The 24,942-nt window shown below is 40.8% G+C and carries 23 protein-coding genes and 1 pseudogene; 18 read left to right on the plus strand and 6 right to left on the minus strand.

The genetic code is table 11. The features are described from left to right. Nucleotides 1-90 precede the first annotated feature (90 nt). From NYE65_RS16780 to NYE65_RS16800, 5 genes are all read left to right on the plus strand, one after another. Complete coding sequence (locus NYE65_RS16780) at nucleotides 91-1,197, plus strand: GerAB/ArcD/ProY family transporter (RefSeq protein ID WP_340861290.1); 1,107 nt, start codon at nucleotides 91-93, stop codon at nucleotides 1,195-1,197. A gap of 433 nt (nucleotides 1,198-1,630) precedes the next feature. Beyond that, nucleotides 1,631-2,368: an extracellular solute-binding protein gene (locus NYE65_RS16785; RefSeq protein WP_445670456.1), complete on the plus strand. Its 738-nt coding sequence runs from the start codon at nucleotides 1,631-1,633 to the stop codon at nucleotides 2,366-2,368. Between the two features lie 22 nt (nucleotides 2,369-2,390). Continuing rightward, nucleotides 2,391-2,861, plus strand: a complete 471-nt coding sequence (locus NYE65_RS16790; protein WP_057275571.1) for a COG4315 family predicted lipoprotein — start codon at nucleotides 2,391-2,393, stop codon at nucleotides 2,859-2,861. Nucleotides 2,862-2,939: 78 nt separating this feature from the next. After that, nucleotides 2,940-3,494 (plus strand): RNA polymerase sigma factor, encoded by a 555-nt coding sequence (locus NYE65_RS16795; RefSeq protein WP_268564265.1) that lies wholly within the window; start codon nucleotides 2,940-2,942, stop codon nucleotides 3,492-3,494. Further along, entirely contained in the window at nucleotides 3,495-4,217 is a 723-nt protein-coding gene (locus NYE65_RS16800; RefSeq protein WP_340861292.1) for an anti-sigma factor, read from the plus strand. It begins immediately after the preceding gene. A 189-nt stretch (nucleotides 4,218-4,406) separates the two neighbouring features. Here NYE65_RS16800 and NYE65_RS16805 read toward each other — a convergent pair whose 3' ends face one another. Beyond that, nucleotides 4,407-4,826: a hypothetical protein gene (locus NYE65_RS16805; RefSeq protein WP_340861293.1), complete on the minus strand. Its 420-nt coding sequence runs from the start codon at nucleotides 4,824-4,826 to the stop codon at nucleotides 4,407-4,409. Nucleotides 4,827-4,927: 101 nt separating this feature from the next. Here NYE65_RS16805 and NYE65_RS16810 point away from each other — a divergent pair, with 101 nt between their 5' ends. Beyond that, a complete protein-coding gene (locus tag NYE65_RS16810; protein WP_340861294.1) occupies nucleotides 4,928-5,623 on the plus strand; it encodes a YjjG family noncanonical pyrimidine nucleotidase in 696 nt (231 codons plus the stop codon). Between the two features lie 91 nt (nucleotides 5,624-5,714). Here NYE65_RS16810 and NYE65_RS16815 read toward each other — a convergent pair whose 3' ends face one another. Then, a complete protein-coding gene (locus tag NYE65_RS16815; RefSeq protein ID WP_048684312.1) occupies nucleotides 5,715-7,013 on the minus strand; it encodes an MFS transporter in 1,299 nt (432 codons plus the stop codon). 465 nt (nucleotides 7,014-7,478) lie between these two features. Between NYE65_RS16815 and NYE65_RS16820 the strand changes: the two genes are divergently transcribed. The 3 genes from NYE65_RS16820 (at nucleotide 7,479) to NYE65_RS16830 (ending at nucleotide 9,108) form a co-directional block, all read left to right on the plus strand. Then, entirely contained in the window at nucleotides 7,479-7,658 is a 180-nt protein-coding gene (locus tag NYE65_RS16820) for an IDEAL domain-containing protein (RefSeq protein ID WP_034315231.1), read from the plus strand. 597 nt (nucleotides 7,659-8,255) lie between these two features. Further along, complete coding sequence (locus NYE65_RS16825) at nucleotides 8,256-8,576, plus strand: antibiotic biosynthesis monooxygenase family protein (RefSeq protein WP_340861295.1); 321 nt, start codon at nucleotides 8,256-8,258, stop codon at nucleotides 8,574-8,576. A 241-nt stretch (nucleotides 8,577-8,817) separates the two neighbouring features. Further along, a complete protein-coding gene (locus NYE65_RS16830; RefSeq protein ID WP_328176217.1) occupies nucleotides 8,818-9,108 on the plus strand; it encodes a hypothetical protein in 291 nt (96 codons plus the stop codon). A gap of 225 nt (nucleotides 9,109-9,333) precedes the next feature. Here the strand turns inward: NYE65_RS16830 and NYE65_RS16835 are convergent, their stop codons facing one another. After that, complete coding sequence (locus NYE65_RS16835; protein WP_328109504.1) at nucleotides 9,334-10,737, minus strand: sigma-54 interaction domain-containing protein; 1,404 nt, start codon at nucleotides 10,735-10,737, stop codon at nucleotides 9,334-9,336. A 319-nt stretch (nucleotides 10,738-11,056) separates the two neighbouring features. Here NYE65_RS16835 and speB point away from each other — a divergent pair, with 319 nt between their 5' ends. From speB to NYE65_RS16875, 9 genes and pseudogenes are all read left to right on the plus strand, one after another. Continuing rightward, on the plus strand, nucleotides 11,057-12,055 hold the full coding sequence (gene speB / locus NYE65_RS16840; protein WP_328176216.1) for an agmatinase: 999 nt from the start codon (nucleotides 11,057-11,059) through the stop codon (nucleotides 12,053-12,055). 99 nt (nucleotides 12,056-12,154) lie between these two features. Then, nucleotides 12,155-13,594, plus strand: a complete 1,440-nt coding sequence (locus tag NYE65_RS16845; RefSeq protein ID WP_328176215.1) for a sodium:solute symporter — start codon at nucleotides 12,155-12,157, stop codon at nucleotides 13,592-13,594. Next, the gene (locus tag NYE65_RS16850; RefSeq protein ID WP_340862138.1) at nucleotides 13,590-14,399 is read left to right on the plus strand and encodes a class II aldolase/adducin family protein; all 810 of its coding nucleotides are present in this window, start codon (nucleotides 13,590-13,592) and stop codon (nucleotides 14,397-14,399) included. Before NYE65_RS16845 ends, NYE65_RS16850 begins: the two co-directional genes overlap by 5 nt. Nucleotides 14,400-14,488: 89 nt before the next feature. Further along, nucleotides 14,489-15,478: a D-2-hydroxyacid dehydrogenase gene (locus tag NYE65_RS16855; protein WP_340861296.1), complete on the plus strand. Its 990-nt coding sequence runs from the start codon at nucleotides 14,489-14,491 to the stop codon at nucleotides 15,476-15,478. A 155-nt stretch (nucleotides 15,479-15,633) separates the two neighbouring features. Further along, nucleotides 15,634-15,726 carry a putative holin-like toxin gene (locus NYE65_RS27270; RefSeq protein ID WP_220126990.1) on the plus strand — a complete coding sequence of 31 codons (93 nt, stop codon included), beginning with the start codon at nucleotides 15,634-15,636 and terminating at the stop codon, nucleotides 15,724-15,726. A 613-nt stretch (nucleotides 15,727-16,339) separates the two neighbouring features. After that, complete coding sequence (locus tag NYE65_RS16860; RefSeq protein ID WP_340861297.1) at nucleotides 16,340-16,912, plus strand: TetR/AcrR family transcriptional regulator; 573 nt, start codon at nucleotides 16,340-16,342, stop codon at nucleotides 16,910-16,912. Between the two features lie 61 nt (nucleotides 16,913-16,973). Then, entirely contained in the window at nucleotides 16,974-18,401 is a 1,428-nt protein-coding gene (locus NYE65_RS16865) for an MDR family MFS transporter (RefSeq protein WP_340861298.1), read from the plus strand. A 202-nt stretch (nucleotides 18,402-18,603) separates the two neighbouring features. Continuing rightward, a pseudogene (locus NYE65_RS16870) lies at nucleotides 18,604-19,650 on the plus strand (alkene reductase); the annotation flags it as partial. 141 nt (nucleotides 19,651-19,791) lie between these two features. Next, nucleotides 19,792-20,313 (plus strand): topology modulation protein, encoded by a 522-nt coding sequence (locus NYE65_RS16875; protein WP_340861300.1) that lies wholly within the window; start codon nucleotides 19,792-19,794, stop codon nucleotides 20,311-20,313. Between the two features lie 193 nt (nucleotides 20,314-20,506). Here the strand turns inward: NYE65_RS16875 and NYE65_RS16880 are convergent, their stop codons facing one another. The 3 genes from NYE65_RS16880 to NYE65_RS16890 all read right to left on the minus strand — a co-directional run bounded on the left by NYE65_RS16880 (nucleotide 20,507) and on the right by NYE65_RS16890 (nucleotide 24,872). Beyond that, the gene (locus tag NYE65_RS16880; protein WP_340861301.1) at nucleotides 20,507-21,913 is read right to left on the minus strand and encodes a M20 family metallopeptidase; all 1,407 of its coding nucleotides are present in this window, start codon (nucleotides 21,911-21,913) and stop codon (nucleotides 20,507-20,509) included. Between the two features lie 34 nt (nucleotides 21,914-21,947). Then, on the minus strand, nucleotides 21,948-23,207 hold the full coding sequence (locus NYE65_RS16885) for an amidohydrolase (protein WP_340861302.1): 1,260 nt from the start codon (nucleotides 23,205-23,207) through the stop codon (nucleotides 21,948-21,950). A gap of 120 nt (nucleotides 23,208-23,327) precedes the next feature. Further along, a complete protein-coding gene (locus tag NYE65_RS16890; protein ID WP_340861303.1) occupies nucleotides 23,328-24,872 on the minus strand; it encodes an AbgT family transporter in 1,545 nt (514 codons plus the stop codon). Nucleotides 24,873-24,942: the final 70 nt, after the last annotated feature.

The raw sequence follows: 24,942 nt of genomic DNA on the forward strand, positions 1-24,942 counted from the left end.
TAAGCCGATTGAAGAATTTATGAAAAAGTAAAACGATCAGTGGGCTTTGTGATTTCAAATTTTCATACTATCAAGGAAAGGAGGAAGATGATGGAGAAAGGAAAAATTTCATCTTTACAGATGGCATTCATGATGTATCCAACGATTGTGGCAACGGCTGTTCTGGGTGTTCCAAGCATCACAGCGAAATATGCTAAAACTGATTTATGGCTTTCCCCCATTTTGGCGTCTCTCATCGGGTATGCGACGGTGTATATCGCTTATAAACTGCACAAACTTTATCCGAAACAAACGGTTATCCAATTCAGTGAACAGATCATTGGTCGGATTCCGGGGAAAATTCTCGGTTTTTTATTCTTGTTTTTTTATATCCCGATCACAGGGCAAATCCTAAGAAGTTACGGAGAATTCATTGTCGACTCTTTTCTGGTCAAAACCCCGATTAGCGTTATCATGGCATCGATGGTACTCCTTTGTGCCTTTATCGTACGCGGAGGGATAGAAGTGTTGGGGAGAGCTGCCCAATTGTTTGTTCCCGTTTTTATCATTCCAATCCTCCTCTTAATCATCTTACTTGGCCCAGATCTTGAATTTAAGAATATATTCCCGATATTGGGGAATGGAATTATGCCTCCAATCAAGGGTTCGATTGTACCAGGTGGATGGTTCAGCGAGTTTTTTCTGATGATTTTTCTCCTCCCTTTTTTAACCGATATGAAAAAAGGGATGAAATCCGGGATGATGTCTGTTTTTGCCGTGATGATTACGTTAATTGTGGTGAATCTTATGGTTCTTTTTATACTCGGGGCAACAACATCAACAAAGAATTATCCCGTGATGAATGTATCTCGGTACATCAGTTTGGCCGACTTTTTTGAACATTTGGAGTCCGCCATCATGGCTGTATGGATAGTAGGAGCGTTTGTCAAAATTTCCGTGTTTTATTATGCGTCTGCTTTAGGTACCGCGCAGTGGCTGAATCTCTCCGACTATCGTCCTGTTGTATGGCCGATAGGGATATTGATTGTAGAATTCAGCTTTTGGTCGTATCCTAGCTCTATGGCTGTCAGTCGCTATGATGTCATCGCCTTCCCATTTCATGGAATTCTGATGCAAACGATTATTCCTCTGTTATTGTTGGTGATTGCTGTTGTAAGGAAAAGAAAAAGACAGAGAAAGGGAAGCAATTCAAGCTAACCTTTTCTGCCAATTGGTTTTGAAAGCGTAAAGGCATAAAAGCAGGTAGAAGGAGTTCTAATTTAATTTTAAAACAAAGGTGATTGGAACTAAGTGTACGAGACACCTGAGGGAAAGCGTGTCCAAGGGAGGACCGCCCGCGGAAAGCAAGGGCCCTACGTTCCAAACCGTCAAATTTTAAAAGCCAAGTAGTAGACAAACTCAATTACTATGGAGTTTGTCCACAGTCTGCAACCATTCCGTTTTCGAATGGTTTTTTTGCTGCGGGTTGAAAACTGGAAATCATCAGATGTACTTTGCAAAAGTTTAAAAAAATTAACAATTTTTTTCAAACCGTTTGGAAGTTTGTCCCGTTATTTATAGTACAAAGGCTTTTTAGAAGGGGGAGAAGAAAGATTTGAAAAAGGTCATTTTTGTAGGGTGGATATCATTGATGCTAGTACTGTTAGGATTTTCACCGGAAATGGGTTCGAATCGGGGGCAAGCTGTCAACGATGTCGTAAAAGTATATGGACCAGGAGGACCTCTTGGACCTATCAAGGAAGTGGCGGAACGATTCACCAAAGAAACGGGGATAAAAGTTGAAGTAACAGCGGGACCCGAAGAAAAATGGATTGATCAAGCCAAACAGGATGCGGATATCATTTACGGAGGGTCCGAATATATGCTGACTGAATTCATGCATGATCATCCGGAGGTCCTTGATGGAAAAAACCGTACAGAATTGTATGCACGGTCAGCTGGAATCCTGGTTAGAAAAGGAAACCCAAAGAATATCCAGTCATTGGAGGATTTAACGAAGAAGGGCGTAAAGATTGTGGATGTTAATGGAGCCGGGCAACTGGGACTATGGGAAGATTTGGCTGGAAGAAAAGGATTGATTCCTGGAATTAGCAGGAATATTGACATTTCAGTGAAGTCCAGTGCAGAAGCTATTAATTTATGGAAGGCAAATTCAAAATTGGACGCCTGGATTACTTATGAATCCTGGCATTACCGTCTGGCGGATGTTACGGACCTGGTTCAGCTCCCTGAGGAAGACAAGCTCTATAGAGGGACCCCGATAAGCATAACAAGTAAGAGTAATAACAAGAAAAAGGCAAAACAATTCATTGATTATCTTAAAACGGAAGAATCCCATCAAGTATTTCAAAAATGGGGATGGAAGTAAAATTCATGAGGAGTGAGAGTATATGAAAAAGTGGATGGTATTTTCAGTTTTTATGATGGTCCTAGTATTGGCGGCATGTGGAAATGAAGCGAAGGATTCACCCGAAAAGGATCAAGCTGTTAGTGGTACTGCCGATGAAAAAGCGGTAACCCTAAAATTATTGGAAAGTGAACCATTAGGCGAATACCTGGCTGATTCCAAGGGAATGACACTTTACTATTTCAAGAATGATAAATCAGGAAAAAGCAATTGCATGGGTGATTGTCTGAAAAAATGGCCGCCGTTCATGGAAAGGGATTTTGCTGTCCCTAAAGGATTTGAGGAAAATGACTTTGGAACCATTCAAAGGGAAGATACAGGGGAAGAGCAGGTGACGTACAAAGGATTTCCACTCTACTATTTTGCGAATGATAAGGCAGCGGGAGATGTCAATGGTGAAGGTGTGAAAAATGTTTGGTATATTGTGAATAATAAGACTATTTTTCCGAAATAAGAAAAAGGGGCGATCAGTGATGGTCGTTCCTGTTACACGTTTTTTTCCAAATTTACTTGTGAGGAGTTGCAGGTGCGATTGAAAGAAAAACTTGATAAGGAATTGATGGCATTAGTCATGAAAAAGCATCGTCCTGCTCTGGAAGAACTTTATGACCGCTATATTAAATTAATCTATGGTTATATTTTTAAGTTCACAAATGGAAATGCTGAAAAAACTAAGGAGATTGTGCAGTTGGTCTTTTTAAAGCTCTGGACCACAAAAAGCAGTTACAATTCCGAAAAGGGACACTTTGTAAGCTGGCTTTTGACCGTTACACGAAATGTGTGTGTGGATTATGTCCGTAAAGACAGCGTTCATATCCGGAATAACAAACACATGGACATGAGTCATCCAATAGACATAGAAGATCCTAATAATGATATAGAAAATGGGCTATTGCACAGTGAAATTGCCAAGGCAAAAAGTAAGTTAAGCAAGCCGCAAAAAAGGCTGATTGATTTACTGTATTGGAAAGGGTACTCGTTAACGGAAATTGCCAAAATTGAAAATGAACCGGTTGGTACCATCAAGAGCAGACTTCACCAGTCGCTTAAATTGTTGAAAAAGCATTTGGAAGTAGGTGGTTTGTAAATGAATACAGATTGCGCTAACCTGCTTTCATTTTTATCGGGTGAACTGGGAGAAAAAGAAAAAAAGGCATTCACGGAACACTTAATGCACTGCTCTGAATGCACTAGGGAGTATGAACAAATGACAGAAGCCTGGAATTCATTGAAATGGGATTTTGAAGAAATGGAACCTTCATCTTCCCTGAAATCAGAGGTCATGGGTTTTGTCTTTGAGACTGACGATAAAGTTCCGGTGAGAAGGGAAAAGAATTGGAGTAGCTTTTTCTTTAAGCAGTTTACACCAGTCACTTCAGGTCTCTTGCTGGCTGTTCTGGTTTTGGTATTTGTGCTGTTATATTCCAATATTCAACTGAAAAAAGAACTTGCAGCTATCAATCTGCCAATGGAGGTTAAAACGTCGCTATCTTTGCAGCCTGCCGATAGGACCGCTGTAAATATGAATACGGACGGGGCTGCATACATTTTGCAGCAAGGTGACGAAAGAAGGTTAATCGTGCAAATTCAGAATTTGCCTAGCCTTCAGAAGTCCGAGGTGTATCAGGTGTGGTTACTGAAAGATGGAAAACGGACAAATGCAGGAACTTTCAAGCCTGATGAAGCCGGCACAGGATCATTGACATACAAACTGTCCATTAATGATAAATTCAATCAAATTGGCATCACAAGAGAACCAGATGCAAATAGTACAAAGCCGAGAGGCGAAAAAATAGTAGGATCTTCATAAAAATAAGGGACTTGCCCGCAAAGGGGAAGTCCCTTATTTTTTGTTCATACCTGGACCATGGATCAGGAAGAAGAAGTCGGGATTTACAATGGAAGCCCATATGAAATGGAATACTTTCATAACTAGCAACGGATACCCGCAATGTTTCAGTTGGATTAAGATGGGAAATGATTGTCGTTTTCATGGTGCCTATTTATTCATTAAGTCATCGCAGTACTCCCGGATCAACGCTGAGGCTTTCGTTTGGCTGATAGAGAGGTCCTTCGCGACTTTCCTTGATGATTTATATGTTTGGTAAGATTTCCTGATCAATATCCGTTTCGTTTCATCAAGTGCTTTATCGAGAGTAGTGGGGAGATCAATCTGTGTGACCTGTTCAACGTTCTCGGTTATCATTTCAGGCAAGTCGGACATCAGGATAACGGAGTCACTTATTAAGACCAACCTTTCAATCAAGTTTTCGAGCTGGCGTACATTGCCTGGCCATGAATAATGAATTAATAGGTTCAAGCATTCTTCCGAAATGACTTTATTTTCATGATACCTTTCATTGAACTTATTTAAAAAATTGTACGTAAGGGGAATGATATCTTCTTTACGTTCCCGCAATTTTTCCAAGCTTGCAGTATGTATTTACCATGAATTTGCATAATTAATACGTAATTAAAGGAAATGTGTTAAGTTGGACTAAAATGATTATGGGGGCAGCGATGAAATACGAAATTATATTATTTGATGTTGATGATACTTTGCTAGACTTTGGAATATCGGAAAAGAATGCGCTGCATGAAGCCTTTTTAGAGTTTGGTTTGCCAACAGGGGCGGAGGATTATGCGGGATGCTACCAAGAAATCAGTAAGGTATTATGGAGGGATTTGGAACAGGGGCATATAGATTTAACCATTCTGGGAGTGGAAAGGTTCAAGCGGTTGTTCCTGAAGTATGGGCTTGATATGGATGCGGATGCGTTCAGCCGTGCGTACCTGGGACATTTGGGAAAGGAAATACACCTTCTGCCCGGGGCTATAGAGGTATGCGAGAAGCTTGGAGGATGCCGGCTTGCTATTATAACAAATGGCTTCACGGCAGTGCAGACAGCAAGGATCGGCGGGTCAGCCCTTTGCAACACCTTTGAGACCTTGATAGTTTCCCAAGAGGCTGGGTTTCAGAAGCCAGATAGAGGGATTTTTGATTATGCATTTTCCAAGTTAAAGATCACAGATAAATCGAAAGCGTTGATAGTGGGTGACTCCTTGACTTCAGATATACAGGGCGGCTTGAATTATGGAATGGATACATGCTGGTACAATCCCCATCAAAAGGATAATGATCTGGGAATCAAGCCCACCTATGAAATCCGGACGCTCACTGATCTTTTGGAGATTGTAGGAAGTAAACAAGTATAGGGTGGTATTTGCATTCTAAAAAAACAGAGGCCGCTTGTCCGAGTGATAGGACGTGCAGCCTCTGTTATTACTCATGCAAGAGATTTTAGAATCAGTTCAAATCCAGCTTATGTGGTTTGAGTGTTTGATCCTTTTCTTTTCTTCTGCTGAAATGCGGGGATAATATACAAAGCGCCAGGGAAATCGCGAGACCTGCCATCATGAATCCGCCAAATACCAAAGGGGATGGGCCATATGATTCCGCCATGGCGGTCCAGATGAGCGGACCGAAACCTGCAATGGCTGCCGCGACCTGATAACCGACGGATAATCCAGTATAACGGACCTTGGCTGGAAAGAGCTCCGAGAATAATGTCCCTTGTGTGGAAAAAATGGCTCCCCAGATGACGCCGAGTACAACTGCCTGCATCATGTAGAACCAGCCAACCCCACGCCCAATCATTGTGAAATATGGGATGGCCAAGACGAAAAGGAGAGTCAGGCCCCCAAAATAGATGATTTTTCGATCAATGAAATCTGAAATGTAACCAATGACAGGAATGGTAATCAGCATTGTAGCGCAGCCAATCGTTAAACCGGTAAGAGCTGAATCTTGGGAATAACCAAAATACAGCGTAGTAAAGACGAGAACATAGGACATGATGAATACATTGAAGAAGCCGTCCCCAATTTTTAGTCCGATCACTTGCAGCACACTTCTCCAATCGTGTTTCAACGTTTCAATAATGGGAACTTTCGCAAGATCGCCGCTATCTTTCTGCGCTTTAAATTCCGGCGTTTCTTCAATGCCACTCCTTACCCAAATTGCCAACCCGATCAGTACACCGCTTAAAAGGAATGGAATCCGCCAACCCCAAGATAAAAATTGGGCATCGGTTGTCAAGGAGCTGATGAGGGTTAGGCTGAACGAGCCGGCAACCAAGCCGATGGGGACCCCTAGTTGGGGAATGGATCCATATAACCCACGGACACCTTTAGGAGCAGATTCCGTTGCCAATAGGATGGCTCCGCCCCATTCACCTCCCAAGGAAATTCCTTGAATCAACCTCAGCACCACCAAGATGGCGGGGGCGGCCAACCCAACCTGGGCATAAGTGGGCAGAACACCGATTAGCATTGAACTCCCTCCCATACCAATAAGGGTGAACATGAGTGCTGCCTTCCGTCCGATGCGATCACCCATATGACCGAACAGGATGCTGCCGATTGGACGGGCTGCATAACCAGCCCCGAATGTGACAAAGGCGAGAAGAAGTGAAATCGCTGGATCATGATTGGGAAAGAATAGCGTCGTAAAAACCAGGCCCGTTGCTGTCCCGTATAAATAGAAATCGTACCACTCAATAACGGAACCCGCTAAACTAGCGAAAAGAACTCGACTTTTTTTCATGATAAATGCTCCTTTAATGCTAAGTTTTTCATCAAATTGTTTTCAACGATAAATAAAGCCGAAATGAACAAAAATGATGGCAAATGAATATAAGTAAAAAACTGGATTGTTTAAATTATTTTAGAGGGCTTATTTATACCGGTCAATATATTTCTGACTTTTCTGAAAAAATGAAGCGAATAACTTAGCTCCATTCACCTGTAATGGCATATAATTAATTCTAAAGTAATGGAAATAAACGATCCGATCTTCACGGGTAAAATGACTAAGTGGATAAAAAGAAAATGTGTTACCGATTAGAAATCCGAATATTTAGAAATTTTGTGTATAGAAGAGTGGCAAAGTGGAAATCATGTGGATAAGGAAATGAAAAATGAAAAAGAGGAAAGGATAAGATTTTAATAAATAATAATAATCTCCAAGTTATTTAGTATAATAGAAAAAAGGTTAAGGAGTTGGTTTCGTATGGAGAAGCAATTGCCAGGAACATCGCTTGAACCTGAAGAGATGGCTGAAATGGTTTTAAAAAAGGCCCTTAGTGATTACCGGAAAGCACAAATTGAAAAAGAAATCGATGACTCATTAAGAAATCGTGATAAGGAAGAGTTCCTACGTTTAACTGAAATATTGAAGGGCATTTCCTGAAATTTTATTCTCTGTGAACAAGACAAGTAGTTAGGATATGTAATGTACACTGAAGCCAGCAAAGCTGATAACCATAAATATGCTGATGAAAAAACTTCATTTACCTGGAACATACTAAGTAAATAGCAATCTATAGAATTATAATATTTTACATTGTAAGCGCTTTCTTGTATAATCAAATAAAGAAACGATGGAGAGAGAAGAGTGTAAGTGCGCTAATGGCGGGATTCACAGGTATTAGTTGCTGAAAAGTTCATGCACCGGGATAAAAACTTAAAGGGGGAAAAGTTATGAAAAAGAATGGAGTGTCTTTAGTTGAATTTGTTCAGGAGGATCGATTCGAACTTAGCTCCTACATTACTTCTTTATTTAACAAACTGAATGACTATGTTCCCAAAAGTCTTAAAGATAAAAGGTGAGTGACAATAAAAAAAGGATCAGGAAGATATGCAAGACTTCCTGATCCTTTTTTTTATTTTGTTTTTGGGAATCAGAATTTTAAGTAGTGCACTTAAGTAAAAGTCTCATTAATTGACAATGAGAATCGTTATCGAATAAAATGATTCAATACAAGTATATCGATTGGAGTTGTTCATATTGTTCGTTCAGATGAGAAAAATGTTGGTAAAGGAAGGTAATGCAGAACAAGTAGTAAAACGGTTCAGCGGGGAAGGGATCATAGAAAAGCAGGAAGGATTCATCGATTTAAGTGTACTGGTGAAAAAAGTGCGACGCGGGGATGAAGAGGTCATCATTATGATCAATTGGGAGTCGGAGGCGCATTGGAAGCAGTGGGAAAAGAGTGAAGCCCATATCGCAGGCCATAAAGCAAACCTAGGGAAACCAAAGCCTGAATATATCGTCAGTTCAGAAGGATCATTATATGAAGTGAAGGCTATTAAAAAGGCAGTGAAATAACTGACCTTAAAATAACCTGTTTTAAATTCCGTACAAATAAGTAACTGGGTGGAATATCCCATTTCTCAAACATCTTGTTAGCATAAGGATACGGAATGGTTACCGTTCACATATAATAGCTTACCTTCACTAAAATTCAGGCTCCCATTATGGGTGCCTCTTTTTATTGATGAAATCTCGGGATAGGTTATGTAATTCCAAGTCTGTTGATATAGTACAATATCATTTTTCTGGGGGGAAATTGATATCGGGATTTCCTTATAAAGTACATGAAGTCGATTCATCCAGAGTCATTACTGCCCATAATGAAAGGCGGAACCATGAAAAGAAAAAATTCATTCTGCAAGATGCGTTGATCCATCCGCGAATCTTTGGAGCAGCGGGTGCCACAGGAGTAAAAGGAATAACCGGATCAATCAGGGCCAGGGGAAAGCGACAGGAGAAGCGGGAGCAACAGGATCTACAGGGGCGGGAATCCAAAGTTTGGATCATCTACAGTGTGGCAGGAGCTTCACGGAGATCATCCGTTTGAATTAAAAAGGTGTAATATTAAAATATGGAAACGTGATATTGTGAATCCCATTCAACTTGAATGTGGATTTTTTTGATGGCCTTTATATTGGAATAATCTTTTAATCTTCATACGTTTCACTTCGAATTGCCGGCAAATATTAAAAAGCGCCCTTAGCTTGAATAGCATCTATGGCTAAAGGCTAAGGACCATTCATGGATTACGGGGGATTTCAGTCCAGATGAATTACAAATACTGTTTGTATTTCTTTAATTTATAGATGACTGTTGGCTGGCTGATGCCTAAATGTTCTGCCATTTCGTATGTGGTTTTACATTTTTTCCATGCTTTTGCAATCAATTGCCTTTCAACCTTTTCCAGTGTCTTTTTTAAATCGAAATTTTCTTCACAATCCTGTTCGATTGCAAGGAAGTTGGAGTCTTCAGGCTGTTCAATTTGCCCTGTGATGGATTGCGGAAGGTGTTCGGGAAATATAATTGGCTCTTCGATGGTCAGGATTAACCGTTCAATTAAGTTTTCTAATTCCCGTATATTTCCGGGCCAATGATAATGGGTCAAAACTTCATATGTCGATGGATGGATTTTTTTGTATTTCTGGTATTTATCATTGGTTTTTTCTAAGTAATGCTGAATTAAGAGAGGGATATCTTCTTTACGTTCATGTAATGCCGGAATTTGGATGGGAATCACATTCAAACGATAAAATAAGTCCAATCTAAACTTACCCTGACTTACCATCTCCTTCAAATCTTGATTAGTTGCTGCAACTAGGCGGAAGTTAATATGGTTTTCTTTTTTTCCACCGATGCGCTTTATCTTTTTCTCCTGTAGTACTTTCAGTAATTTAGCTTGCATGGCAAGTGGGAGTTCCCCAATTTCATCCAAGAAAAGAGTACCGCTGTCAGCCTGCTCGATCAGGCCTTGCCTCCCTTGCTTATTTGCCCCTGTAAATGATCCCGGCTCATAGCCGAATATTTCTGATTCAAACAAACTTTCAGGTATCGTGCTGCAATTCACTTCGATAAAGGGTTCTTTTTTTCGGTTGCTTTGGTCATGAACAGCACGGGCAAAAGTGCTTTTCCCTACGCCGGAAGGTCCTAATAAGAGAATCGTGGCATCGGTTTTTGAAACATTATGGATCGTTTTTAAAATATGCTTCGTTTCATTACTTCTGGCAATCAGATAATGGTTATCCAGTTCTTTTTCTCTTAAATCCTCGACTTCCGTTTGATAGCCTTTAACTTTTCGTTGTAATTGTTCAAATTGATCCTGCAATTGCAGGATCTCGGTTTGATCCTGACCATAGCTGATTACCCTAACGAGGTGCCCTTCCTTATTAAAAATGGGATAGCCAGTCGACATGACAACATGACCCGTTTTTGTTTCTTGCATTATGCGTTTCGCTTTCTTTTCCTTTAAAACAATCGCATTGATGGAAGGTGCAAGAAGTCCCTCGCTTTCTAATTGATAGACGGAGGTACCGATATAAGAGTCACTTTTCATACCATAAATCTCCCAAAGCTTTGGGTTGGAATATAAAATGATTCCATCTTGATCGGTAATGAGAATGTTATTATTCGATGTTTCAATAATTTTATTTAGTTCTTCCTCCAGCATATCATCGTACATACGTTGCGCTCCTTTGGGTTTTGGGATGCTGCTTAATTAAAATATAAATCAAAAAGTCTAAATAATCAAAATTTAAATCAAGAAACAAGAAAATGATTAAGTTTTTAATCATTTGATGAAACAAAATAATGAAAAGCCTTATATACCGCAGCGAAATAGTTGGCCTGAATCTTGCTTATGTAAAAGGTAAGAAGAGAATTTCCAACCAAGGGTGTTATGAATATCCATTCTATTAGAAAAGATGGAAGTTTGTATGACATCTGCAATTGCAATGGAGTGAAAAAAATAATAGTAGAATTAGAATTTAGGAGGATGTTACATGACGAAGTATCAACCGAAAGACTCATTCAAATCACCCCGTTTTTGTGGAGTGCGTACGTTTATGCGGCTCCCATTTGTTGAACAGATAGATGAAAATATGGATTTTGTCATTACGGGAGTTCCATTTGATTCTGGGCAATCGTTTAGGACGGGTGCGAGATTCGGACCAGAAGCCATTCGTGATTTTTCAATCCTTTTACGTCCTTATAATCCAGAACAAGATATTAATATTTTTGACTATATATCAGGAATAGATTATGGGGATGTTCCGATCATCCCGGGGTATATTTCGGAAACATATAAAAAGATCGAAGAAGAGCTTACTCCCGTCATTGAAAAAGGAATCATTCCGATTTCATTGGGAGGCGATCATTCCATTACACTAGGGGAGTTACGTGCAATCGTAAAAAAACATGGACCCGTTGCCCTGCTTCAGTTCGATGCCCACTCTGACACTTGGGATAGTTATTTTGATCAAAAGTATAATCACGGAACCGTTTTTCGCCGCGCAATAGAAGAGGGGCTCATCGATGTATCGCGATCTCTTCAAATTGGTATGAGGGGCGGTCTGTACGGACCCGAAGACCTTCAGGATGCCCGGGATTTAGGTTTGGGAGTTTACACGACAAACGATTATAAACGTATCGGGGTCGAGAAGATGCTAAATGTCATTCATGAACGTGTTGCGAATGGTCCGGTGTTTTTATCTTTTGATATTGATTTTTTAGATCCGGTTTATGCCCCGGGGACGGGGACTCCAGAAGTTTCCGGTGCCAGCATTGATGATGCTTTAGCCTTGGTGAGAGGATTGACGAATATAGATTTTGTTGGATTCGATCTTGTTGAGGTTTTACCATCATACGATCACGGACAAATCACGGCTGCCGCAGCCGCTAATATTGTCTATGAATTCATCACACTCATCGCACTCGCAAAAAAAGGGAAAATGGAGAAGACAGAGAGAGTAGGAGATTTGGAAACGCAGCTTAATAATTAGTTTCCTCATTTAACTGTAGAGAAGGAAGGAAGCTGTAAGTCCTTTCTTCCCTTTTTACAAAGCGATAAGAACAATACAAGCCCAAAAGGAGATGTGTACATGCATATTTTGGATATATCGATCATGATTCTATATTTTTCTGTTTTGATCATTGTGGGAGTAATCGGATCCAAACGGGCAAAAACAGCAGATGATTTCATTGTGGCAGGGCGCAATCTTGGTCATTTTATGTATTTATCCTGTTTAGCTGCTGTGATATTAGGGGGGGCTTCCACTCTAGGAACAGCAAAGTTAGGTTATCAGTTTGGGATATCCGGTATTTGGCTAGTGGTGATGATCGGGCTCGGCATTATCGCTATTGGGCTGTTTTTAACAAATAAGATATTTAATTTAAAAGTATTGACGATCAGTGAAATGCTTGAGAAACGCTACAACTCTCAGACAAGATTGATCAGTGCCCTTGTCTCTGTTATCTATACATTCATGCTGACTGTAACGCAAGTGATTGGGATGGGGACAATTTTACATGTTTTGGCTGGCTGGAATTTAACGGTTTCCATGATAGTCGGGGGCGGGATCGTTTTATTTTATACAATATTAGGAGGTATGTGGTCAGTCACCATGACTGATGTCGTGCAATTCGTCATCATGACGATCGGTATTTTCTTTATCATGCTTCCGATGAGCATCTCTAAGGCAGGAGGGTGGGGCTCGCTTAAAGAAAATCTCCCAGCATCACATTTCGAGTTAGGGAACATTGGCGGAGAGACGATTTTTCAATATTTCCTATTATTTACCCTCGGGGTAGTTGTTGGCCAAGATATTTGGCAGCGTCTATTCACCGCACGAACCAAAGCTGTTTCTCGTGGCGGAACGATTGGAGCGGGGTTATATAGTGTTTTTTATGCGATTGCAATCAGTATCATTGGAATGTGCGCTTTTATTATCCTTCCTGATTTAGGCGATCCCCAAAATGCATTTACCAGTATAGCGATGGTAACTTTACCTGCTGGTCTGTTAGGGGTTGTCATTGCGAGTGTGGTATCAGCCCTAATGTCCACTGCTTCAGGTACTTTGCTTGCTTCGTCCACTTTAGTTGTTAATGACATCATTAAAAAATATATTGGTCGAAAAATGAGTGAACGACAATTTTTAAAAACATCCCGAATTACAACTTTAACGATTGGTGTATTGACCATAATCGTTTCGATTTGGATTCAAGATATTTTAGTTGCATTGGATGTAGCTTACGCAATTTTATCCGGAGCTGTGTTCTTTCCGATCATCCTTGGTTTCTTTTGGAAAAGGGTCACGGCTACAGCGGCATTTTACTCGATTCTCGCCAGCATGATCGTTATCATTGTCGGATTGGTGATTAATGGACCTTCCTCCACTCAACCAATTCTGTACGGGCTCGCTACTAGTTTTGTCGTCATTACTACGATCACTCTCCTAAGTTCCAATAATGATGATAAAAATGAAAGTGAAGTAAAGCAAGATATAAAGGGCAAAGCTGACATGGATACCATGGCTAATTGATGTTTCAGCAAAAAGACGGAAAAGATTCGAGGAGGAACGAAATATGACAAAGACAATTTCCCTGCAACCGGCAACATTCAATACAATGGAAGAAGAACGCATTCACAGGAAGGAACGGTTGGCAGCTTCATTCCGCCTTTTTTCAAAGTTTGGTTTCGATGAAGGGATAGCAGGCCATATTACGGTCCGTGATCCTAAATATACAGACCATTTCTGGGTCAATCCGTTTGGGATGCATTTTAGTCAAATTTCCGTTTCGGATCTTATATTGGTTAATCATAAAGGTGATATTGTAGAGGGTGAACATTCTATTAATGGTGCGGCCTTTGCCATTCATTCTGAAATTCATAAAGCACGGCCGGATGCGATTGCAGCGGCACATGCTCATTCGGTCTATGGAAAGACATGGTCTTCCTTAGGGAGACTGTTAGATCCGATTACGCAAGATGCCTGCCAATTTTACAATGATCATGCATTATTTGATGATTTTACTGGTGTCGTTTATGCATCCGAGGAAGGTAGGCGCATTGCTAAGGCTTTAGGTCAATACAAAGCTGTCATCCTCCGCAATCATGGGTTGTTAACGGTCGGCCAATCTGTAGATTCAGCTGCTTGGTGGTTCATAACGATGGAACGTTCATGTCAAGCGCAGATAATGGCTGAATCTGTAGGTAAGCCGATTTTTATAGAAGAAGAGTATGCAAAATTGACTGCAGAACAAACGGGAACGGAATATGAGGGATGGCTGAGTTTCCAGCCTCTGTGGGAAAGGATCAGAAAAGAGCAACCAGATTTCTTGAAGTGACCATGAAGTACGGCATGGTATAATCCCAACGGATTACCTTCCCGTAAAAGAGGGAAAAAGGAATCGTATGTTCTTGAGGAGGTTTTATAATGTCCGCTTCTAAGAAAGCAGCACCTTCACTTTATATCAGGGTCGATATACCGGAAAAATACATCAATCAGTTTAAGGAGATTTGTTCGGAAGTTGTTGTCGAGCCATGGGAATTCGGCGAACCCGAACCACAGCCAACAGTTGATTTAACAAAGTTTGATGTCCTATATACGCTGGGGCTTCATGATAATCTTAACATTATAAAAAAAGCTCCAAAGATTAAATGGGTCCATTCAGACAGTGCTGGAGTGGAGGCCATGCTGAATGAAGATATACAAAACAGCGATATCATCATCACCAATGTCAAAGGCTGCACATCTGTCCCGATAGCCGAGCATACAATTGCGATGCTATCTTCGTTAGCAAGAGGCGTACCGACAATGATCAGAAATCAAATAAACAAAACGTGGGTTGAAATTCCAGTGAAAGATCTTGAAAATGCGACAGTGGGGATAATTGGGTATGGTGATATTGGCCATGAGATAGCCAAGAGATGTAAAGCGCTGGGTATGACCGTTATTGGGTGCCGCCGGAATCCCACCAAGAGGAACACCGAATATGAACCCACTGATTTGATAATGGGAATGGATCAAGTGGATGAGGTCCTTTCCATGTCCGACTTTGTCGTCTTGGCCCTTCCGTTTACAAAAGATACTTCATACTTTTTCAATAAAGAACGCTTAAATAAAATGAAAAAAGGCAGTTATGTAATTAATGTCGGCCGAGGTAATACGATTGTCGATGAAGATTTAATTCATTCCTTGAGCAATGGGCACATAGCAGGAGCGGCTCTGGATGTGTTTGAAGTAGAACCTTTACCTAAGGACCACCCTTTTTGGCAGCTGGAAAACGTCATGGTATCCCCACATAATGCTTACAACTCTTCCAAGCACCTAGATCGTGTGATGGAATTATTCCTTAGAAATTTAAAGCTTTTTTCTGACGGTAAACCCCTAATGAACGTTATAGAAAAAAAACTTGGTTATTAACAGCGATCGGTCTTTTGAAAAGAAATTCGAATGGAGTACAAGGGCAGACCCTGATTGGGTTTGCTTATTTTTGTTTAAAAGCCGTTGCTTCATCTTTTTCTTGTATAGGACAATCTCTGATCAGGAAAAGCTGGATATAAGGAGGCGATGTATGAATGGGTACTTTCGAAGTTATTTCCCTTATGCTAAGCTTTGGCATGTTTGTAATTGCTATTCTTGATTTCAAAAATCATGACAAGAATCCTTGAAGATATTGAGGCAGGCCGCTGTGTTTGATTAATAATGGAAGCGTTTTAAAAAAATCCGGGTTGTAGGTATTGATTTTCTTGATTTTTTAAACTTGCAGAGAACACCATTAGGAGGAGTCCTTAGATTGTAGACAAACTCGATGAATAATCAGTGTGCCTGCAGTTTTTTCTTTGAAAAGTTTAGTTGATTTCAGAAATCCGCTCCCTTTCCACCGACTGCCTGCCAAGCCTCCTCGGCGCAAGCGCCTGTGGTGTCTTGGCTAGCCAGTTTTTCGGCAGGAGTGTCGCAAATTTCTTCAATCCAATGAGGATTACAGTAAAAAAACTCTAAAGACGGGGGCTCTTTATTCGATCCGTTGCACTGTCTTGGGCCGATGACGCAATTTATCGACTGACCCGCACTTTACTCAGCCGTTCACCACAAGTATTCGGCGTTTTCGACCTTCACCTTACTATTCGGAATCCGAACACCATTAGGAGGTGTTCTTTTTTGTTTCCAATGAGTTTTAATCGATATCCCATGCATACATAAGTATCATCTTTGACAAAACGATGATATAAAAGTATAGTCTCTAATAGACCGGTTGATATAATTTCAAGGAGTGATCCAGCTATGGCAGAGAAACGAAACTCGAAAGACATTCTTATTGAAGCTGCTTCCAGACTTTTTCGTATACGTGGATATTACGGTGTGGGGCTTAAGGACATTATTGAGGAAAGTGGTATCCCAAAAGGTTCGCTGTATCATTATTTTCCGAAAGGTAAAGAAGAATTGGCGATTGAGGCGATTATTCATACAAAGGAATTCGTGATAGATGAAATTAAACGGGGGTTTGATGAAATTGAAGACCCTATTAAAGCCATTCAGTCTCATATTTTTCATTTATCCGAGGTTTTTGGTCATAGTGAAAATCTATTAGGACTGCCAATCGGGACGATTGCAGCGGAAACATATACGACGAGTGAGCAGATAAGAATGGCCTGTCAAGAAGCGATGAAAGATTGGCAATCCATTTATGTGAAGAAATTACTCGAAGCGGACTTCAGTGAGAAACGGGCAAAAGAATTGAGTATCGTAATTAATGCTTTGATTGAAGGGGGTATCCTTTTATCCTTAACGGCGAAAAACGGGGAACCTCTTCAAGCCATTGCGGAACAGATACCATTATTGCTGATAAATAAATAAGTCATGCGGAAAAATTATCTTAAGCTTAGGTCGAACAGTTAGTAATTGGAGGAATTATTTTATGTCAGCAGATGCAACACAGCAACAAAACCCTGTCATTAGGACGACCCCTATATTAATTGCATTTTTAATAGCAGGGTTCATCGGGTTATTCAGCGAGACGGCATTAAACATGGCGCTGGGAGATCTAATTCAAGAATTCAATGTCAGTCCTTCAACCGTGCAATGGCTAACAACGGGTTACCTATTGACATTGGGGATACTGGTTCCCGTTTCGGGACTCTTGATTCAGTGGTTCAATACTCGTCAATTATTCATTGCCTCAATGGTGTTCTCCATCATTGGGACGCTCATTGCAGCAATTGCACCCGGGTTCGGCATCTTGATGCTAGCCCGGGTCATCCAGGCAATCGGAACGGGTCTTTTATTGCCTCTCATGTTCAATACCATTTTATTGATTTTCCCTATTCATAAAAGGGGAGCGACGATGGGATTGATGGGGCTGGTTATCATGTTTGCCCCAGCCATCGGGCCGACAGTTTCAGGCTTGATTATTGAAAATCTAAAATGGAATTACATTTTCTGGGTGTCTTTGCCGTTCTTTGTGATTGCTTTACTATTCGGTCTCAAGTATATGCAAAACGTTTCAATAATCACCAAACCTAAAATCGATGTACCATCCATTGTTTTATCGACCATTGGTTTTGGGGGAATTGTTTATGGCTTTAGTATTGTCGGAGAGCAAGGATGGAGCAATGCGATCGTTTTATCCTCGATCATTGTTGGACTTATAGCGTTATTCCTGTTTGCTGTGAGGCAATTCAATATGGATAAACCAATGATTGACTTGCGCGTTTTTAAATACCCGATGTTCACGTTAGGGTTAATAACCGTCTTCATCACCTTCATGATCATCATGTCATCCATGATTCTCTTACCGTTATACCTGCAAACCGGGCTTGTATTAGCTGCGTTTTCTGCTGGGCTGGTACTATTGCCGGGTGGAGTGCTTAATGGTATCATGTCTCCGGTTACAGGGCGCATTTTTGATAAGTTCGGTCCAAGAGGGTTAGTGGTTCCAGGCTTCATTATCATGATTGTCATGTTATGGACTTTAACGAACGTAACGACTGAAACGACGATCATAATGGTCATCGTCATGCACTCCCTCCTTATGATTGGTGTTTCGATGGTCATGATGCCGGCCCAGACAAATGGCCTGAATCAACTGCCAAAAAATCTTTATCCGGATGGAACGGCTCTAATGAATACATTGCAACAAGTATCGGGGGCCATCGGTACAACCGTTGCCATTACGATCATGTCAGCATCCCAAAAAAATTATATGGCAAATGCAGAAGATCCGTTCGATACGTCTGCCATTAGCGGTTCATTGACTGCAGGTGTTCAAGATGCCTTTATTTTCGGCCTTGTCCTTGCAATCATTGGTTTGATCGTATCGTTTTTTATCAGAACAGCACGAGACTAATAAGATAAATTAGCCAGCAGGGAATGGAGTTTCTCTGTCTGGCTTTTTTACTGGTCTTTATTACCATATTTCATAAAAAACGAAAAAATCAGAGTGAATTATTTGAAAACTAACCACTTATCGGATAATCTTACACAATGAAAGTTACTAAAATTAAGCTCAGGTAAAGCGGTTAACAGGAGGAATTCAAATGAAAACAATAAAAACCAAAATGTTTGAACCTGTAACAATAGGTGCATGGAACTTAAAAACAAGAACGGCAATGGCTCCTATGACTCGGTCGTTTGCCGATAACGAAACTGGTGTTGTGAATGACCTGACCGTAGAATATTACCGAAAAAGGGCTCAAGATGGAATCGGACTTATCATTACTGAAGGTGTAGTGATTTCACCAAGAGCAAAGGGCAATCCTGGAGTTCCCGGTATATATACTCAAGAGCAAATCGACGGGTGGAAAAGAGTAACGGAAGCAGTACATGCTGAAGGCGGAACGATTATTGCGCAAATCTGGCATGTGGGTCGTGCAAGCCACCATGAAATTGCAGGAGGACTTCCTCCGCAGGCTCCGTCACCTATCGCTGCAGAAGGTAAGGTTTCACGATTCGGCAAACCTTTTGACACTCCTGAAGAAATGACAGAGACGGATATTGCAGAAGTTGTGAACCAATATAAAGAAGCTGCAAAGAATGCAATGGTTGCTGGTTTTGACGGCGTTGAAATTCATGGTGCACATGGCTACTTAATAGACCAGTTCAATTCTGACACCTCCAATAAAAGGACCGATCGGTACGGTGGTGATTTAAAACAGCGTCTGACATTTATGAAGGAAGTGCTAAAAGCAGTTATTGATGCGGTAGGAGCGGAACGTACCCTTATTCGTTTCTCGGCTTTGAAAATTGACCAGCCGTCTTATATGTGGGAAGACCCTGAAAAAGCGATCCAAACATTTATTGAAGCGTTCAATGAAACAGGAGTCAAAATGATTCACCCATCCACGATGGAATTTACCAAACCGATTGCAAAAGGATTGACCATGCATGAATTGGTACGCAGCCACTGGGATGGAATCATAGTCGGTGTGGGCGGGCTTGATCCTGAAACAGCGGAAGCAGCACTGGAAAAAGGCATCATTGACGTTGCGGCGATTGGCCGTCCGCTTATAGCCAACCCGGATTATCTGGCACGAATTAAGAAAGATGAAAAACTTGTTGATTACGAGGTAAAGAAACATTTAGGGCATCTGATTTAATAGAGATAAAATGTAAGGCTGGCTTGTTCTTTGACAGGACACCGCAACAACCAAACTTCATTTTCTAAAACTGATGCGATTCTTCTTCAAGAAGGGTCGCATTTTCTTATGAACATAAAAGGGAGAGTGGATGGTATATCAATGGAACGTATCTTGGTAATCGGAGTGTCCGCGGGTGTCGGGAAATCTACTTTTGCAAGAAGGCTTGGAGATCATTTGAATATCGAAGTATATCATTTGGATACATTCTACTGGAAACCTGGCTGGGTGGAGGCTCCTTTAGAGGCTTTTATTTCTGCTCAAAAGGAAGTAGTGAGTCATGACAAGTGGATCATGGAAGGCAATTATAGTCATTCTTTTAACCTGCGTTCGGAGCTAGCCGATACGATTATTTATTTAGAACTTCCCCTCGGTGTTTGCCTTTACCGTGTGATAAAACGCTGGTTGTCTAATCTAGGTAAAACAAGGCCTGATATGGCTAAAGGCTGCAATGAAAAACTAGACTGGGAGTTTATCAAATTTATCATATCCACTTACTTTCCTCGCAAGAAAGAAATGAAAATCAAATTGGCAGATCTTCAAAAGAGTGACCCTGAAAAGGTGATAGTTATGTTAAAAAGTAAGCCCGATATTGAAGGATATTTGTTGAATATGAAGGGATAAGCTTCTTACCATTAATCTTTATGAATCATAAAGATTTTCGAAACTGGGTCTTTCCTGATCTTAACAGCGAGCTCATAAGCACGAATGGAAAAGGGATCTTCCAATCGAAGATCCCTGAGACTTTAGACAAATTCGAAGAAATCGAGTTTGGCTGCGAACAATTTACGATTACGGCAACTCAGTAATCTAGTCTTCATCTTTTTACTAAAGGTTTTACATTTTGCGGGATAGGGGAGATATAGCTTTTTCCTTGTAATCGTTCTTTTAGTTCCGTTTTTGCCTTTTCAATTAATTCCGTATTTTGAAGTACTTCTACTGCAGTTGCCGCAATAACCTTGCCGGCATGAAGCATTCCTTTATGGGCAATGGATGTTGATCCCAGTGTAACCCACTGCCAGCTATGCAAAGGTGACCCAAGAACAAAACAAGCCGTTGTGCATTGGGCAGTAGGAACAATCCAGCTAACATCTCCCACATCCGATGAACCTGTTAATGGCGCTTGGAGGCCCTCAATGGGTTCTAACCAATTTGCCAGTGCATCATCTTGATTATCTTTAAATGGATTGATTGTACTGTTCCTTTCTTGTTCGGTTAAGGTGGCGCGGATTTCTTTGGCAAGCTGTTTTTCATCATCATCGTGTTGTGGAATGCCTAATTCTTGAAAATTCTTATACATGACGGAATCTAACACAGTGTTTTGGATAACATTGGAACAGGCTTTGTCAAAAACGATTTCCAATTCAGTTCCTGTCATCAGGGCAGCGCCTTTAGCAATATTACAAACTCTTAAGTAAATATCTTGAACTTGTGAAACTTCTGGAGCTCGTAATAAATAAAGAACTTCAGCATCTTGTTGGACAACATTAGGAGATAATCCACCTGAATTCGTTATTGCATAATGGACTCTTGCTTCCTGGATAATATGCTCTCTTAAATAGTTCACGCCAACATTCATAAGTTCTACGGCATCTAAAGCACTCCGTCCCAAATGTGGTGATGCTGCTGCATGGGAGCTTTTACCTTTAAACTTATAATACACTTGGAAATTGGAAAGTGAATCCATCGACATGACGCCGTTAACATCCAGTGGATGCCAACAAAATGCAAAATCAACGTCATCGAACAAACCTTCTCTGACCATGAAGGTTTTGCCTGATCCGCCTTCTTCTCCAGGACATCCATAATAACGAACTGTCCCATTTATATGATTCTCTTCCATATAATCCTTCACTGCAGCAGCTGCAGCTAAAGATCCCGTACCAAGTAAATTGTGACCGCAGCCATGGCCATTTTCACCTTGTACTAGTGGCTCCTGTTTAGCCGTAGCCGCTTTTTGACTCATACCTGACAATGCATCGAATTCTCCCATGATTGCAACAATAGGTTTACCGGTTCCAAAGCTGCCGATGAATGCCGTTTCTATGTTTCCAACACCTTTTTCAACAGAAAATCCTTCGCTTTCTAATGTTTTGCATAGCAATTCAGCAGATTGATATTCTTCAAAACGTGTTTCTGCAAAATTCCATATACAGTCACTGACTTCAATGAATTTTTCTTTTTTTTGTTCAATAATTTCCGATAGTCTATTTACATATGTCATTTTTCACTCTTTCCTTCCTATATATACTGAAAGATTATTTTAAAAGCCGTCTAGCAATAAGATTCAAAAGTTCTACACTCCTTGGTAAAACCTCTTCTTGAATATCAAATTTAGGGTGGTGATGTGGTGCAGGAATATCAGTCCCAATAATCATATATGTCCCTTTCCCGCCATTATCCTGTACTCTTCGAATCATGAAACTTGCATCTTCGCTTCCCGCAGAACCGGATTTCCTGCATGCTTCGATTGTTGAAAAACCATCTACATTCCTGGCTTCTTCCATGGCCAGTTCGACAAGTTCTTGATCACAGCGAATCGTAATTGCTTGTCCTATAATTTCAATTTCATGTTCAAGCTCATGCATACCTGCACTATGAGCCACGATATTTCGAACACGTTTCTCCATTTCAGCATTTGCTTCTTCGGTTACAGATCGGGTTTCAATGATCATTTTTGCATGCGCTGGAATAATATTAGCGGCTGTTCCTCCATTAAGAACACCTACGTTCACACGGGTCGAGCCTGAACTGAATCTAGGAATGGCATGAATATTCAACAATGCGGTGGCTGCTCCCAATAATGCATTTTTACCTTTTTCAGGAGAAGCACCTGCATGAGAAGATACCCCATGAAAATGTGCAGCCATTTTCGTACTTGCTAAAAATCCGGAAGACCCACCGTGAAATTCTCCTAGAGGGACATCTGTGCCAAGGTGCAGACAATATATATGATCCACATCATCCAAAATTCCTTTTTGTACAATTGAATAGGCACCGCGTACTCCCTCTTCAGCAGGTTGAAAAATAAGCTTTACCGTTCCTGAAAAATTCCCATCCGCTAATTTTTCAGCAAGTCCTAAGCCAATGGCTGTATGGCCATCGTGTGCACAGGCATGCATATTCCCTTCATATTTTGAACGAAAACCGTTTAGTTGCGGGAAGTGGTCAGAATCAGTACTTTCCGTAACAGGCAATGCATCCATATCAAAGCGGAAAGCTACGGTTGGGCCAGCCATTTTTCCTTTTAATACACCAATGACGGCAGTATATCCACCCTCCATTTCTTGGAGGATCTTTGGATTGGCACCATCCTGTAATGCTCTATTAAATGTTTCCTCTAATACTTCGATAGGGGGGACTCCACGGCGAGAATCACCATCTAAAGCATCTTTTCCAAATATCACGTTATATTTCAGGGATGTTAGTGCTTCCACTATCTTTGAAGCAGTACGAAATTCCGTAAAGCCAACTTCCGGGTGTTGATGAAGATCACGTCTTAAAGAAATAATATCCAATTCGTTTCACTCCTAATTTTATTTGATGATAATTCGTAACATACGATTTATTGTCTATATCAAGCGGCCCAGCCCCTCAAGTCGCTTAAGGGACATACAGGGCGCTTGGGACTTTTCAAATTACGGTAATTTCGGATATACTCCGGGACCAATTGGGAGGCCAAGGAAATACCAAACCACAACCAATAATGTCCAAATGATGAAGATGATAATCGGATAAGGCAAAATAAGAGAATAATAAGTTCCTAGTTTTGCATCTTTTCGATACTCTTGTAAGAAACTTAAGAATAGTGGGACAAATGGAGATACAGGTGCCAATGGCAGTACAGATGAATCTGCTACCCTGAACAACATTTGGGCGAAGGCAGGATGATAGCCTAATACCATGAACATTGGGACAAAAACGGGTGCCAATATAGACCATATTGCCGATCCGCTGGCAATGAACATGGAAAGAAGTCCAGATAAGAACATTAGCCCTATTAGGACAGGTGCACCTTCTATGTTTAGCTGTTCCAACAGATCTGTGATGGATAAAGCCAAAAACTTACCCATATTACTCCAGTTAAAGCAAGCGACAAACTGGGAAAGCGGGAAAACCATAATAATGAATCCGGCCATGCCTTTAATTGGATCTACCAATAATTCCGGAATGTCATTTTGTTTCTTGATTGCTCCCACCTTAACTCCATAAGTAATGGAAACTGTAAAAAAGAAGAGTAAGATGATTGCGACAATTCCGGACATGAATGGAGAAGGGAGGATGGCTCCGGTTTCTGGATTTCGTAATAGAGCTCCTTCTGGAACGACTAGAATGGCCATAACAGCTATAAAAATCAATGCTGAAATACCTGTAGCCAGGAGTGCTTTGTTTTGTTGCTTCGTTAATTGCTCCAATTTTTTATGTTTACCGCCACCTTCATACTTTCCTAAACGCGGCTCAACAAATTTATCTGTTATCAAGGATATAACTACCGTGAGTACGAGAACGGAAGTCGCCATAAAGAACCAGTTATCCGTAACATTAACGGTCAAATTTGCATTCATGCCTTTCGCTACTTCCGAACTGATTCCTGAAAGCAAGACATCTGTTGTGACGATTAATAAGTTGGCAGTGAAACCTGAACCAACCCCAGCAATGGCAGCGAGCAACCCTGCAACAGGGTGCCGTCCCACAGCAAGGAAAATCAAAGCTCCAAGGGGAGGCATGATGACAAGCGCAGCATCAGAAGAAACATGACTGAAGAAGGCAACAAATACAACTAAATAACTTGCGTATTTCCCTGAGACCTTTAACGACATTTTCCGAATCAAAACTTCTAACAATCCGACCTTTTCAGCGAGTCCCACTCCCAGCATTAGGGCTAAAATAGATCCCAATGGTAAAAACCCTGAAAAGTTTTTAATCATATTCGGCAAAATCCATTGGATGCCTTCACGGCTTAAAAGGTTTTGAACTTCCACTTTCTCTCCACTAATGGGGTCCGATGCCGAAACATGGAAAACGGATAAGAGAGCGGTTACAACAAATAAAAAGGCAATCATATAAATAAATAAGATAAAGGGGTGGGGGATTTTGTTGCCTATTCGCTCTACTCTATTGAAAAAACCACCCGTTTTCTGATTTTGAATATTAGTTGTATCTTTGATTACTTTTTGTTCCATTACATTCTCCTCCTAAACCTTCTTCCATTTGTAGTTACGTTTTGCAGCATTCCATTAATAAACTTTTTCT

Source organism: Peribacillus sp. FSL R5-0717 (genome assembly GCF_038002945.1).
In the GTDB taxonomy this organism is placed as follows: Bacteria; Bacillota; Bacilli; order Bacillales; family DSM-1321; genus Peribacillus; species Peribacillus frigoritolerans.

Bases quoted from the DNA above. Each gene is read 5' to 3' on its own strand.
- NYE65_RS16780 (WP_340861290.1), top strand. From the start codon at position 91: ATGGAGAAAGGAAAAATTTCATCTTTACAGATGGCATTCATGATGTAT.
- NYE65_RS16785 (WP_445670456.1), top strand. From the start codon at position 1,631: ATGCTAGTACTGTTAGGATTTTCACCGGAAATGGGTTCGAATCGGGGG.
- NYE65_RS16790 (WP_057275571.1), top strand. From the start codon at position 2,391: ATGAAAAAGTGGATGGTATTTTCAGTTTTTATGATGGTCCTAGTATTG.
- NYE65_RS16800 (WP_340861292.1), top strand. From the start codon at position 3,495: ATGAATACAGATTGCGCTAACCTGCTTTCATTTTTATCGGGTGAACTG.
- NYE65_RS16810 (WP_340861294.1), top strand. From the start codon at position 4,928: ATGAAATACGAAATTATATTATTTGATGTTGATGATACTTTGCTAGAC.
- NYE65_RS16815 (WP_048684312.1), bottom strand. From the start codon at position 7,013: ATGAAAAAAAGTCGAGTTCTTTTCGCTAGTTTAGCGGGTTCCGTTATT.
- NYE65_RS16820 (WP_034315231.1), top strand. From the start codon at position 7,479: ATGGAGAAGCAATTGCCAGGAACATCGCTTGAACCTGAAGAGATGGCT.
- NYE65_RS16835 (WP_328109504.1), bottom strand. From the start codon at position 10,737: ATGTACGATGATATGCTGGAGGAAGAACTAAATAAAATTATTGAAACA.
- speB (WP_328176216.1), top strand. From the start codon at position 11,057: ATGACGAAGTATCAACCGAAAGACTCATTCAAATCACCCCGTTTTTGT.
- NYE65_RS16845 (WP_328176215.1), top strand. From the start codon at position 12,155: ATGCATATTTTGGATATATCGATCATGATTCTATATTTTTCTGTTTTG.
- NYE65_RS16855 (WP_340861296.1), top strand. From the start codon at position 14,489: ATGTCCGCTTCTAAGAAAGCAGCACCTTCACTTTATATCAGGGTCGAT.
- NYE65_RS27270 (WP_220126990.1), top strand. From the start codon at position 15,634: ATGGGTACTTTCGAAGTTATTTCCCTTATGCTAAGCTTTGGCATGTTT.
- NYE65_RS16860 (WP_340861297.1), top strand. From the start codon at position 16,340: ATGGCAGAGAAACGAAACTCGAAAGACATTCTTATTGAAGCTGCTTCC.
- NYE65_RS16865 (WP_340861298.1), top strand. From the start codon at position 16,974: ATGTCAGCAGATGCAACACAGCAACAAAACCCTGTCATTAGGACGACC.
- NYE65_RS16875 (WP_340861300.1), top strand. From the start codon at position 19,792: ATGGAACGTATCTTGGTAATCGGAGTGTCCGCGGGTGTCGGGAAATCT.
- NYE65_RS16880 (WP_340861301.1), bottom strand. From the start codon at position 21,913: ATGACATATGTAAATAGACTATCGGAAATTATTGAACAAAAAAAAGAA.
- NYE65_RS16890 (WP_340861303.1), bottom strand. From the start codon at position 24,872: ATGGAACAAAAAGTAATCAAAGATACAACTAATATTCAAAATCAGAAA.